Source organism: Mucilaginibacter sp. P2_D11 (assembly GCF_056404435.1).
Genome location: NZ_JBFUEA010000035.1, coordinates 1 through 13137, shown reverse-complemented (window position 1 = coordinate 13137; position 13137 = coordinate 1). Strand labels below are relative to the sequence as shown.

Below are 13137 nucleotides of genomic sequence, written 5' to 3'. Positions count from 1 at the left end.
ATACTATTGGCTTTGCCGGCCAGCGAAGCTACTACTGCGGCCGTTAAAGCTGCGAAAGCCAAACCTTTTACGCCGGTAGGCAGTAAGTTAAGCAATACCGGGTAGGCATTATCGTGGTTGGCGGTGATGCTGCCCGTCATATCTGCATTGAATACGTTCTCTTTGTACAGGATGTAAGCGGCAATACCTGGCAATACCACAATCAGCGGCATCAGCAGTTTCAGGAAAGCAGCGAACAAGATACCGCTACGTGCAGTATTGAGGTTAGCGCCTAAGGCCCTTTGTGTAATGTACTGGTTGCAACCCCAATAGTTGAGGTTCACTATCCACATACCACCTATCAGCACCGTCAAGCCGGGCAGATCGCCATAGCTCTTGTTGTCCTTCTTCAGTATCATCTGGAAGTGGTCATTAGCATGGTTGTACATGTCAGACATGCCGTTCAGCAAGCCCGGGTGACCATAGTACTCGCCTACTTTTGTAACGGCGATGTAGGTGGTTACTAAACCGCCCAATATCAGGAAAAACACCTGGATAACGTCGGTATAGCCGATTACCTTCATGCCGCCCAACGTAATGATGATGGCGAAAATGGCCAAGCCCGCTATGCACAATTTGAAATCGATGCCGGAGATACCGTTGATGGCGATTGCCCCGAGGTACAGTATCGACGTTAGGTTAACGATTACGTACAGCAGCAGCCAGAACACGGCCATAATCATGGCAACCGTGCTGTTGTAACGCTGGTGCAGGAATTGCGGCATGGTGAATATCTTGTTCTTGAGATACACCGGTATAAAGAATACCGCTACGATGATCAGCGTCAAAGCGGCCATCCACTCATAGGTTGATATAGCCAGGCCCATGGTAAAGCCGTTGCCGCTCATGGCCACGAACTGCTCGGCAGAGATGTTCGATGCAATTAAGGATGCACCGATGGCCCACCAGGTGAGGGAGCCTTCTGCTAAAAAGTAATCTTTGGAGGTAGCGTCGGCATTATGCTTGCGGCGGTATATCCAGTAACCATAACAGGCTACAATAAGGAAATAGACTAAAAATACGATGTAATCGCCGGTCGAAAGAGATTTCATTTATCTGTTTGGTTTAGTATTTAGGAGTTATATGGATTAGTATTATATCGTTTTATTAAATTTTCCAGGGGTGATTGTTCAGCATTTTTTTATTGATAGGATAAATGCTGGTTTAGTACTATTTTCCAATCCTCATACACCGCATTGTAACCGGCAGTGTTCGTTGGTTCAACGTAGGCCACGGCTTTGTTATTGCTGAAAGCCTCCGCTGCCGAAGCAAATATTTCTGCGCCAATGCCGGCACCGAGCGCCGCGCCCATGCTGCCATCGTTATGGTACAGCTCTACCGGTACGCCGGTTGTGTTTACGAATGCCTGAGTAAACACATCGCTGAGGAACATATTGGTTCTGCTGGCCCGTATTACGGTAGGGTTCATGCCGTTCTCACGCATGATATCCAAGCCGTAGCGGAACGCGCAGGCAATACCCTCTTGTGCCGCGCGGTAAATATGTGCTGGGGTGTGCAGGTTCAGATCGATGCCGTGCAGATGCGCGCCAACCTGCTTATTGCAAAGCATACGCTCGGCACCGTTTCCGAAGGGCAAAACACGTAGCCCGTTACTGCCAATAGGCACCAACGCCGCCTCGGCATTCATTTGGGCGTAGCTGAGGTGCGGGGCCGCAGCAGTTTTAACCCAGCGGTACAAGCTGCCGGTGCCATTAATGCATAGCAGAACGCCCAGGCGCTTATTTTCGTTAGCGTAATTTACATGCGCGAAGGTATTTACGCGCGATTGCTTATCATAAGCCAATTGGTCACTCACGCCGTATATAACCCCCGATGTACCTGCGGTAGCGGCCACTTCGCCCGGCTTCAACACGTTTAAAGACAGGGCGTTGTTGGGCTGATCGCCCGCCTTGTAGGTTACGGGGGTGCCGGTACTTAGTTGAAGGGCGGCAGCTACTTCTGCAGTAATACGGCCATGCGATGAGAACACAGGCTTTACTACCGGGAACAGGCTATCGCTAAAACCAAAATATTCGATAATATCCTTAGAAAGCCCATTGAACTGGAAATCGTAAAAGATACCTTCAGACATGGCGGAGGGCGAGGTGGTAATTTCTCCGGTAAGTTTCATGGCTATATAATCGCCGGGGAGCATCACCTTATCTATCTGCTCGTAAATATCGGGTTCGTTTTGTTTTACCCAAGCCAGTTTGGCTGCGGTAAAGTTGCCCGGCGAGTTCAGCATGTGCGAGAGGCAGGCTTCGTGGCCGATATCCTCAAAGGCTTTATCGCCTATTTCTACGGCCCGGCTATCGCACCAAATAATGCTGTTGCGCAATAGCTGGTGGTTTTTATCAACCAGTACAAGCCCATGCATTTGGTAAGCTATGCCTATTGCGGCAATGTCTTTTGGCTGGTAACCGCCTTTTTTATGGCAGAGGGCAATGGCGTGGCCGGTTTGTTGCCACCACATATCGGGCGATTGCTCGGCCCAGCCCGTTTGCAAAGATAGTATAGGCGACTCCTGCTCGGGGTATTGCGCCGACGCAATAACTGTCTGTGTGACAGTATTTACAACGCTCACTTTTACGGAGGATGTGCCAATATCTATGCCTAACAATAGCATGTGCGGGTTAAATAAGTTTGTTTACTTTGGTAATACGGGGTAACAGCAACGAAATTAAATTATTTTTTGAAATTGCAGCCAAAATGCTGTTAATTAAGCTATAAAAGTTTTTATCACATAAATTTTAAAAAACAGTTTGCGTAAGCCAAAAAGACGCGTATATTTGCAGTCCCAAACGGAGTGGTAGTTCAGCTGGTTAGAATGCCTGCCTGTCACGCAGGAGGTCGCGGGTTCGAGTCCCGTCCATTCCGCAGGAAAATTAAAGGTGTTTAGAGAAATCTAAACACCTTTTTTGATTACCGGATATGCCTTATTACGTTTATATAATGGCTCAGTCTGAAAAGTTGGGGAAGAGATTTCTAAGCATAGATATTTTTGAGCCTAAACAGGGAAAATGTAGTATCTCTAACGCCTCTTGAAGTGGCCTGAAAGCCTTGACCTTTGCATTAAAGGATTGTGCCTGGGGCTTAGTGGTAATCACGGTTGGCTTTATCCGCTGCCCCACCCTGCTATCTAATTTTTTTACATCTTCATTTGTCGGCGAAATTGACAATTCCCGAAGAGGATTGAAAACAATAGCCTATATGCAGTTAAATCATAAAGGTAAAATCTGATCATAAGCTATTTTCCGGGTATACGTGTTGCGTATTTAACCCCCGCAAGCAGAATTTTTTTTGTTATTTCAAGTTCCATTTCATTTCTTGGAGCATATATCATCATGTAGGTTTTTGCGGCGCGTCCCTCCCCGGCAAGCCCATGCAGTTCACCCCATCCTTTTTCAATTACTTCTTTGGTATCACTCGGACTAAGAATGATATGCATAGATCCATCAGAAGGATGAATATGCCCCACCTCGGCGTGCGAAACAGTCACTATAGTCGGATTGCCGGCAGCACTATCTCTCAGGAATATTCCTGCATTATTTCTTTCCAGATAGCTGGTCTTATAGACAAGGTCAAAGGCTTTATCGGCCACCTGCGCATCAAATATTATTTTCTGCAAGTTCCTTATCAGCGTATCATTATGTTGGTCCATTTGCCGGTGCGGCACAGCAAATGGTGCTATTGTGGGTTTGGCCCCATTCCTTTTGGGTAAATTAAAAAGCGTCTTTATATCGCCCGGTTTGCCAATTTCTCCGGCAATACGGCGAATATCTAATGGGTCCTTCATTTGCAGGCTTATTCTCTTGACGGTACGATATCCCTCCAATGTATGGGGAAGGCCGCCGATACCCAAAGCCACCCATCTCAGGTAATCCTGGTAGGCTTCTTTTCCCAATATAAGCTCCATGCCACTTACAACAGTTTGCTTTTGTGTTCCTATGTTTTCTATCCCCAATGAGATCACATCGCCTGGCTTAAGATATACCGGTGGTTTGCGCCCAAGCCCTACCCCGGATGGAGTTCCGGTAGCAATAACGTCTCCTGGCAGCAATGTCATATATTTGCTTACTTCACTAATAAGTCTTTTGATATTAAATATCATATTCCTGGTATTGGCATTTTGCATGGTGTCCCCATTAAGGGTTAACCATATTCTTAAATGCTGAGGATCGCCGATCTCTTCCGGGGCTACCAGGTAAGGCCCAAGGGGAGCAAAATGGTCGGCACTTTTCCCTTTATCCCATTGCCCTCCAGATCCTTCTAACTGCCAAGTTCTTTCACTGTAATCGTTAATCACTGTATAGCCCGCTACATAGTCAAGTGCATTGTCCTCCGCTACGTGGCTCGCTTTTTTTCCTATTACAATGGCCAGCTCTGCCTCATAATCCATTTTCAGGGCATCCGCGGGAATAATCGCATTGTCATATGGGCCACAAAGCGCAGAGGTAGCCTTTAGAAAAATGATGGGTTCGGTCGGACTTGGTGCACCGCCTTCTTTGATATGCTCTTCATAATTCAACCCAATAGCTACAATTTTTGATGGTCTTGCCACACAGGAGGCCATTCGCGTTTGTGCCGGAACTTGCGGGCAAATGGAACTATTTTTAACTACCCATTCTTCCAATCGTTTGATCCCGTTTCCCGCAAAAAACTTTTCATTGTAGTCTTCCCCGAAAGCGGATACATCCAGCATTTTGCCATCTGCGGTAAGCACACCAGGTTTTTCGTCGCCCTCATTTCCGAACCGGAATAACTTAACACTGGTTTTATTTTGCGCCTGGCACAAAATAAAAGCGAACAATAAACAAGTGATCGTAAACAGTAACCGTTTTAAGCTCATGGTTTTTTAAAGTTAATAGTGGATGTATGATTGAGTTTATTGCCTCTGTTTTTGACATAGGGATATTGATCAGCAGGTGATTTTAAACATGTTATAATCTACTATCAACACTATATTTTCCGGCTCCTGCAAACATTATAGTGAGGTAGCAGCCGAGGGAAACATAAACAAGTTCTGCATGGTCCTGCCCGAAGGAAAAATGGTGCATCGTGATAAAAACAACCAATAGATTAATCACAATAAAAAGTGCTGCAAGTCTTGTTGCGATTCCAAGCATAACCAATAGCGAACAAATACTGTCAGATATTAATGCAAAAATTAAACTTACAGTTACGCCTACATGCAATGGATCAGGGAAATGCTGCTGCATTTGAGAGAAGTTTGTAAACTTCTCAATGCCGTGTTTGCCAAAAAGGCTTATTCCAGCCCATAACCGCAATATTAGCAATGCCAGATCAACATTAGCCGGAATAAAACTGAGGTTCAAGATCTTTTTCATATATTATTAATTTAATGGTTGAATAAATTATTTAGCAGAGTTGTATGTCTCTGTCACTACCCCGGATAGTATTTACTGCTGTCCATACATCACAAGTGATGCTTTGGCAATGAGGTTATTATTTATGATCATCCCCACTATGGCAGGGGTAGCATTTTTGCCTAATGTTAACTTTGATTTTAATGCATATACAGTTATAATGTACATATGCGGAGTGCCCGGAGGAGGGCAGGGGCCACCGTAACCCGGCATACCTGCATCATTATTGCCGGGTATTGCTTCTTTAGGCATCAGGCCTTTTGAGACATCACCCGCACCGGGAGCAAGCCCGGTAGTGGCAGCCGGAATGTTGTATACAACCCAATGCCAAAAGCCGCTTCCTGTTGCAGCATCTTTATCATACATTGTTACCGCGAAACTTTGCGTACCAGCAGGCGCATTCTCCCAATGCAACTCCGGTGAAATATTTTCACCGGTACAACCGAAACCATTCAGAAACTGTTTTTGGGTAGCCTGACCTCCAATGTCATTACTTTTTAAAGTGAAAGTTTGGGCATCCGCAATTGCCGTAAATCCAATTGCCAATAAAATAAGAAGGGATCGTTTCATGTTGCTTTGGTGTTTTAATCTACCACCAAAGCTAAAATGCCTTTATACTTCCCGTTAGTACAATTTATAGTAAAGTGGATACAATTTACAGGCGGGCCTTACCGGGAGTGAATTTTTCACGAAAATCAGATGGCGACAAACCCGTATTCTTTTTAAAAAAGCGACTGAAGTAAGAAGGATTTTCAAAGCCAAGTCTATATGAAATCCCGGCCACCTGTATTTCGGTATGCAGCAAATATGATTTAGCTTCCAGTATTAATTTTTCCTGAATATGAGCTGATGCGGTTTTGCCCGAGAGTACTTTGATTAATGAGTTGAGATAATTAGGATTAACCGTTAATTGTTTGGCGATGAGCGATACGCTAACAGGGCTTACTTTAGTTTGCAAAGACAGCTGATGAATCGTTTCATCCAGGATTAGCCGGAATCTATTAAATAGCGATTTATGGATCCTGGTTTCCTCTGTAAAGGCCTTAACGTGGTTATTGTATATACGTTTGATATGATGCAGATACACCTGCAATATCTTTTTCAACATTTCTAATTTATCGGGTGCTGTTGAATACATTTCTTTGATCATTTCTTCGGCGCACTGTATTATGCCGGACGTGTCTTCTGACGATAGATATAAAACAGGTTCGGAGTTAAAGTTGAAAAATGGGTAATCAGCATCAAAATGCTTACCCATCATGTCCAACCCTAGAAATGCGGGAGTAAAATAGATAACATAGCCCGTAAGCGGACCCTTTCTCGTCCAGGATTCCAATTTCCCGGGATAAGTAAAACACATGCAGTTATCCGAAACTGTATAAATTTTTTCGCCTCCTGTAAAGCTTAGATTTGTATTGGTAAAATGAATAACCCTAAAAAAATTCGACCTGCACAAAGGCATTTCTAATAACCTCTCGTCCGGTTGATCCTCCAGTTTCATACACATTATTTCCGGGTGAAGCGGAGCACCCATACCATAAAATTTAAAGAAATCTGAAATGGTTTCTATAAATGGAATATGTGCTGTTTTCTGGTACATATAACAAATGTATTATTTTGCTATCAATTCCGATTTACATGGATATTCCTTGCGGCTTGACCAGGCTGTGCCATGCGCTTTGGAGCCTCAAGTTGTGTATTTTATGAATTAAAAGTAGTTGTGAAATGTACCAGCCTGTTTTGTTCAGAATGTGCTTTGTTAAAAACATCATGTGTAGAAGCTCCTGCGCTTCGATTTTGTATGCTACAGTTTCCTCTTTTTTTGATTTTTGGATAGCCTGATCCCCGTTATCCGATAAAACCCCAACAATCCAGACATTTTAAAACACAGCACTTTCATCATTATCATTATCTTCGCTACAACCTAAAATACAATTAATGGACAACCAGCGCTTTATCACCCAAACCAAAGGAATGTTGCCGGATGACCTCTCGGACGAAACCCTCACCTATTATTTAATCGAAGCTGGTGCCGAACCGGATAGCATCCCGGGAATTATCGAAACAGCCAAAGCCGAGTATGCCGTGGAATTGCAAAAAATTTACAGCGTAAAAATAAATTGAGCTATTACATGTGGTTGTCCTTTTCTGTAGCGGGCTTTATTTCCTTTTTATTCATCTTTCCCTGGCTTAATTTCACCGTCGACCGGGTTTTCATCTGTTCGATTGTGGGCGCGGTTTTTTGCTGTGCCAGCGGGTTCCTTGCCTGGGCCTACCGTAAAACATGGGAGCCCGAATTTGTGCAGAAACATGGCCGGCCAAAAATTCAATTGGCATTGTTGTTTGCGGTTTGCGTTATTCCCAGTACCATAGTCTATTTTATTTTTTCGTCCAGGTTCGATGGCGTGCACGATGATATTTTGAAAGACACCCAGGTGGAGGTAACCGGCCATCTGGTTGATGGGAGCTCGGTTAGGGTGCAGCGCCTGCTAAGGGGCGGAGGCGCAGATTTTACCCATGTGGTGGTTGAATTTGCCACCAATGAAGGGGATATGCAAGACGTAACTAAAGAAGTATCGGAATATGAGTTTAAAAGATTGTATAAGGGCCAAACGGTGCCGGTGCTTTACTCAAAAATAAACCCACGCAACATTGCCATTTTAATTGATGACGACAGCTATCGCAAATTCAAGAATTCGAGCGAAAGGGATTTTACCCCTGACGATTTGCTGCGCTTGCTATCGATAAAACCAACAGCCATGGTTGCCGAGCTGAACAAAATTGCCTACGGTTGGGTTTACGTAACACAGCGAAAGATGTGGGTGAACAACAGGAAGCAAAGCGCTGTGAATACAGACGGCCGCGAGCTCAGGTTTATTGGTGACGCGACGTATAACTTAACCTATCCTGATAAGCTGATTGCCAGCGGCTTTACCAAAACCAGTACCGACGGCCAGTACGATTTAATGCATACCGGCCTTAAAACCTTCGAAAACAAGCAATACACCATCAATATTTCGGGCATCGGGAATCAGGACGAGGAGCTTTCTGTTATATCAGTGGTTAAAAAATAGAAACGGTTATCCGAATAGCTGCCAGCTAGTTTGACTCGAAAAGTATTACTTCACCTTCCTCAAATACAAACTACCGCCTGCGCCCGATACCTCGCCACGGCTGTTATTGAATTTCTTGTCCCATGAGGACAAGGGCAGGAAATCAAAGTCACTTTTGTTGGTAACCCCGTCGTTAAGCAGGTAATTTAGCCAAAAGGTCATTTTAAAATTTTCATTGAACATTAAGAACGCCCTTAACAGGTAAGCCTCGTTCCAGAATACTTTATTATTTATCAAGTCCTGCGGATACTCGAACGGATACCTGATATCATGAAAATGGATGTAAACGCCGGGGTTGAGCAGGGGCAGTATTTTGAATATAATGGTATTGAGATCACTCCCCACCTTTGATACATGGGAACTATCCACGAATAGAAGATCGTTCTCCTGCAATGTGGCGAAGATAGAGAGGTCGATGTCCTGAATGGGTTTTTCAATGAGCTTTACACGGCCCTTATCCTTTTCGGTCAGTTTGTTGTTCAAGTTCGAAAAATCAATATCGATGAATGTGAAGTCGACAATGCACCATCTAAATAAAGGTCATTCGTATCTAACATTACTGCGGATGAATAGCCGCACCCGATTTCGATGATCCTCGCCGGCTTAATTTTTCTCAGCATGTAGTTTAAGACGGGCGCATCATCGTACGAAAAAGAATTATTATCAAAAATAAACCTTATTTGATTATCCAGGAACGAGGGCGCTTCTGCGCTCATCTTCTGAAACTCCAGCAGCGTGTCAACCTGTCCCTGCCTGTTGAGGTCGATTCCGTCGAGGGGGTCGTTTAGGTTGAAATTTTTATCGGCCCGCGTGTTTACGTCGGCAAGAGAAGGTATGACGCTGTAGTAATGCCCGCCAGGGAAGCTTTCATTTTCTATGGTCACCGGCAACCGCCTGCTATCCAGTATAAACTGCGGAACAAATGGGCGTAAAAGTTTCTTGATTGTTTTGTTCATCATTTTCACGGGAAATTTACAAGGAAATTCCCGCAGTTCAAATCACAAACGCTGCAGTTTGCCAAAAGCCTGGCAAATGAAGCGTATAAGTAACTTTATACAAACAAAACGCCCCCTTGAACAATAGTCCACGGGGGCGTTGTATAGAGGCCTATAAAACTTACTTCAAATCAAATCTATCCAGGTTCATTACTTTGGCCCAGGCTGCTACGAAATCGGTAACGAATTTCTCCTGGGCATCGGCGCTGCCGTACACTTCGGCAACTGCCCGCAGTTCGGAGTTAGAGCCCAATACGAGGTCGGCACGGGTGGCGGTCCATTTGGGTTCGCCGGTAGCGCGGTCAGTTCCCTGGTAAAGTTCCTTATCAGCAGAAATGGCTTTCCATGCGGTGCCCATATCCAGCAGGTTCAGGAAGAAATCGTTGCTGAGTACGCCGGGGCGCGAGGTGAATACGCCGTGTTGAGAGCCATCGTAGTTGGTGCCCAGCACACGCATACCGCCAAGCAATACGGTAAGTTCGGGCGCGGTAAGGTTAAGCAGATGGGCCTTATCTACCAGTAAAGCTTCGGTAGCCACAGGCACCCGGCTTTTGGGGTAATTACGGAAACCATCGGCAGCCGGCTCCAGGTACCCAAACGATTCTACATCGGTTTGCGCCTGCGAGGCATCCATCCGGCCGGCCGTAAACGGAACGGTAAGCGAATGCCCGGCATCGGCAGCAGCTTTTTCTACCGCTGCGGAACCGGCCAGTACGATCAGGTCGGCAAGGGAAACCTTTTTCCCGTCGGTTTGCGCACCGTTGAAATCCTTTTGAATCCCTTCCAACGCACTTAATACATTTTGTAACTGCGCCGGGTTGTTTACTTGCCAGTATTTTTGCGGTGCCAGACGGATGCGCGCACCATTTGCGCCGCCGCGTTTATCAGAACCACGGAAAGATGATGCCGAAGCCCAGGCGGTAGATACCAGTTCTGATACGCTTAAGCCCGACGCTAATACTTTCGCCTTTAAACCGGCGATATCATCTTCGGTAACCAGGGCGTGGTCGAGTGCGGGGATTGGGTCCTGCCAAAGCAGTTCTTCCTGCGGTACATCGGGGCCAAGGTAACGGGCTATGGGGCCCATATCGCGGTGAGTTAATTTATACCAGGCACGTGCGAATGCATCAGCAAAAGCATCGGGGTTTTCCAGGAAACGGCGCGATATTTTCTCGTAAGCCGGATCGAACCGTAGGGCAAGATCCGTAGTAAGCATCGTCGGGCGGTGTTTCTTTTCGGCATCGTAAGCATCCGGAATAATTGCGTCCGCATCTTTTGCCACCCATTGCTGCGCGCCTGCGGGGCTTTTGGTCAGCTCCCACTCAAAGCCCAGGAGATTCTCGAAGAAGTTATTGCTCCATTGGGTTGGGGTTTTGGTCCAGATAACTTCCAGCCCGCTGGTAATGGTATCGGCACCCTTGCCCGATGCATAGCTGTTGCCCCAGCCAAAGCCCTGCTGCTCTATACCGGCAGCTTCGGGTTCTTTGCCCACATGGTCGGAAGAGGCAGCGCCATGTGTTTTACCAAAACTGTGCCCGCCGGCTATCAGCGCAACGGTTTCCTCGTCGTTCATGGCCATGCGGCCAAACGTTTCACGTATATCCCTAGCGGCTGCAACGGGGTCGGGGTTCCCGTCGGGTCCTTCAGGATTTACATATATCAGGCCCATATGTGCAGCCCCAAGTGGTTTTTCTAAATTACGGGTATGGATGTCGCTATTCGCATCTTCATCTGATACCAATACGCCATGCCCTTCAACGCCGGCCGAGCCATCTGCATATCGTTTATCGTTACCGAGCCAGGTAGTTTCTGAGCCCCAGTAAACAGATTCGTCTGCTTCCCAAACATCTTCGCGGCCCCCTGCAAAGCCGAAAGTTTTAAAACCCATCGATTCGAGGGCGATGTTGCCGGTGAGTATCATCAAATCGGCCCAGGATATTTTGCGGCCATATTTTTGTTTTATGGGCCACAGCAACCTGCGGGCCTTATCAAGGCTAACGTTATCGGGCCAGCTGTTCAAAGGCGCAAAACGCTGCATGCCCGCACCTGCGCCACCGCGGCCATCCCCCACGCGGTAAGTGCCTGCGCTGTGCCAGGCCATACGTATAAAAAGGCCGCCGTAATGGCCAAAATCTGCAGGCCACCAGTCCTGCGAGTCGGTCATCAACGCGTGCAGATCTTGTTTCACGGCTTCCAGATCCAAGCTATTGAATGCTTCTGCGTAGTCGAAATTGCCCATTGGGTTAGATAAGGAAGAGTTCTGGCGCAGGATGCTTAGTTTAAGCTGGTTGGGCCACCAGTCTTCGTTGCGGGTTCCGCCGCCAGCGGCCTTAGGCTTCATACTGCCATTGTGGAATGGGCATTTGCTGATGTCGTTTGAATCTTTTTCCATAATTGGTTGGTTTTTATAGTAAATGCTTGCCCGCAGGTTTTATTGACAGGCGATATAAAATTAAGGAATCTGAACGCAGGATGCCAATCATTTAATTCTATATGCGATAGCAAAAAGCTATGGAATTACAAGGCGTATTTTATGCATGCGGGAGATTGATTGGCGGCGCGCATTACATGCTTTTACAAGGCATATTTCAGATGCAATGCTAAGCCCGCCTAACGAAAAGTGCGCGAATTTCACTGAGCGCTTTCCGGACAGGCGCGCTTGCAAGAACTTTTCCGGAGCGCCAATCAGAACAGTCCGTCCATATAAAAAACATTGAATTTATGCCCGTCAGGGTCCGTAAAAATAAACCCGTAATAGCCCGGGCCAAATTCTTCTGGCTGCGATACTACTGTGCCGCCGGCTTGCTCAACTTCTTGCGCCCAGGTATCTGCCTCGGCTTTGCTTTGTGCTGCAATGGTAAAAATGATTTCGTTGCCTTGCGTCAAATCGGCCAGGTTACCTTTGATGTTTTTCTGTAGACTATCCTTTATAAAAAAGTGGATTATAAAACTATCGTCGCCAAATAAAAAGCTGGTAAGGTCGTTATTGGGTTCTCCGTTTTGCTTAAAGCCCAGGCGGGTATAAAAGTTGGTGGTGCGCTGCAAATCGGCCACGGCAAAATTGGCCCATATTTTTTTGGTATGCATGGTTTGCTTTTTTAGTCTAAAGTATAATTTCGTATTGATTTACTCGCAATTATTATGCCGCGGTGGAAGCAATCTTCGGGACTAAAGAGCTTGCAAAATATCAAAATCAAAAAGGCCTCAAATTTTTCGACTTGAGGCTTTCCAATTTAATTCTGGGTAGCTGGAACATGACTTTTATCGAGCCGCGTAGTACAAGATTTACAAATCTTATCTCATATCTAACATCGGTTCGAGCCCAGTCTGGGGAGCAAAGCCCCGCATGTCTGCGAGGGCACTGAAAAAGTCCTTTTAGAAAAAGAGGTGTAAAAAAGGAGCAGGAAGGATTGTCTTTCTGCTCCTTTTTTTGTATTTTAAAGGTGTATTAGAACGCCTTTCAGATGTTAGCTCAACAACAAAAGATCCAATTTAGCGCGTTTTCGGGATTGTATGATTTGATCGTACCCAAAGACAATCTTCTTCGCAAGATCAATGAACTGATAGATTTTACTTTTATCCTTGAAGAGCTGGTTGACAAAT

Annotated in this window: 12 protein-coding genes and 1 tRNA gene; 3 read left to right on the top strand and 10 right to left on the bottom strand. The window is 45.8% G+C overall.

Features of this window, described 5'->3' with window-relative positions; translation table 11 throughout:
• Positions 1 to 1091: sodium:solute symporter family transporter (locus AC1DXC_RS27100; protein ID WP_477462308.1), on the bottom strand; the 1091-nt coding region annotated here is incomplete at its 3' end.
• Positions 1092 to 1180: 89 nt separating this feature from the next.
• The gene (locus AC1DXC_RS27095) at positions 1181 to 2665 is read right to left on the bottom strand and encodes a xylulokinase (RefSeq protein WP_477462307.1); all 1485 of its coding nucleotides are present in this window, start codon (positions 2663 to 2665) and stop codon (positions 1181 to 1183) included.
• 177 nt (positions 2666 to 2842) lie between these two features.
• Between AC1DXC_RS27095 and AC1DXC_RS27090 the strand changes: the two genes are divergently transcribed.
• A tRNA-Asp gene (locus AC1DXC_RS27090) sits at positions 2843 to 2916 on the top strand.
• Between the two features lie 370 nt (positions 2917 to 3286).
• Here the strand turns inward: AC1DXC_RS27090 and AC1DXC_RS27085 are convergent.
• The 4 genes from AC1DXC_RS27085 to AC1DXC_RS27070 form a co-directional block, all read right to left on the bottom strand.
• On the bottom strand, positions 3287 to 4888 hold the full coding sequence (locus AC1DXC_RS27085) for a fumarylacetoacetate hydrolase family protein (protein ID WP_477462306.1): 1602 nt from the start codon (positions 4886 to 4888) through the stop codon (positions 3287 to 3289).
• 91 nt (positions 4889 to 4979) lie between these two features.
• Positions 4980 to 5387: a DoxX family protein gene (locus AC1DXC_RS27080; protein WP_477462305.1), complete on the bottom strand. Its 408-nt coding sequence runs from the start codon at positions 5385 to 5387 to the stop codon at positions 4980 to 4982.
• Between the two features lie 72 nt (positions 5388 to 5459).
• The gene (locus AC1DXC_RS27075; protein ID WP_477462304.1) at positions 5460 to 5996 is read right to left on the bottom strand and encodes a YbhB/YbcL family Raf kinase inhibitor-like protein; all 537 of its coding nucleotides are present in this window, start codon (positions 5994 to 5996) and stop codon (positions 5460 to 5462) included.
• Positions 5997 to 6081: 85 nt separating this feature from the next.
• Positions 6082 to 7026, bottom strand: a complete 945-nt coding sequence (locus AC1DXC_RS27070) for a helix-turn-helix domain-containing protein (protein ID WP_477462303.1) — start codon at positions 7024 to 7026, stop codon at positions 6082 to 6084.
• Positions 7027 to 7364: 338 nt separating this feature from the next.
• Between AC1DXC_RS27070 and AC1DXC_RS27065 the strand changes: the two genes are divergently transcribed.
• Both AC1DXC_RS27065 and AC1DXC_RS27060 read left to right on the top strand, forming a co-directional pair.
• Entirely contained in the window at positions 7365 to 7550 is a 186-nt protein-coding gene (locus AC1DXC_RS27065; RefSeq protein WP_477462302.1) for a hypothetical protein, read from the top strand.
• Complete coding sequence (locus AC1DXC_RS27060; protein WP_477462301.1) at positions 7547 to 8500, top strand: DUF3592 domain-containing protein; 954 nt, start codon at positions 7547 to 7549, stop codon at positions 8498 to 8500. The genes AC1DXC_RS27065 and AC1DXC_RS27060 overlap by 4 nt, the downstream gene beginning before the upstream one ends.
• Before the next feature lie 45 nt (positions 8501 to 8545).
• On the opposite strand, the gene AC1DXC_RS27055 is transcribed toward AC1DXC_RS27060, so the two are convergent.
• The 4 genes from AC1DXC_RS27055 to AC1DXC_RS27040 form a co-directional block, all read right to left on the bottom strand.
• Positions 8546 to 9022, bottom strand: a complete 477-nt coding sequence (locus AC1DXC_RS27055; protein WP_477462300.1) for a class I SAM-dependent methyltransferase — start codon at positions 9020 to 9022, stop codon at positions 8546 to 8548.
• A complete protein-coding gene (locus AC1DXC_RS27050) occupies positions 9019 to 9498 on the bottom strand; it encodes a hypothetical protein (protein WP_477462299.1) in 480 nt (159 codons plus the stop codon). Before AC1DXC_RS27050 ends, AC1DXC_RS27055 begins: the two co-directional genes overlap by 4 nt.
• A gap of 157 nt (positions 9499 to 9655) precedes the next feature.
• Positions 9656 to 11926, bottom strand: a complete 2271-nt coding sequence (gene katG / locus AC1DXC_RS27045; protein ID WP_477462298.1) for a catalase/peroxidase HPI — start codon at positions 11924 to 11926, stop codon at positions 9656 to 9658.
• Between the two features lie 293 nt (positions 11927 to 12219).
• Positions 12220 to 12621, bottom strand: coding sequence for a VOC family protein (locus tag AC1DXC_RS27040; protein ID WP_477462297.1), 402 nt, complete (start codon positions 12619 to 12621; stop codon positions 12220 to 12222).
• Positions 12622 to 13137 lie beyond the last annotated feature (516 nt).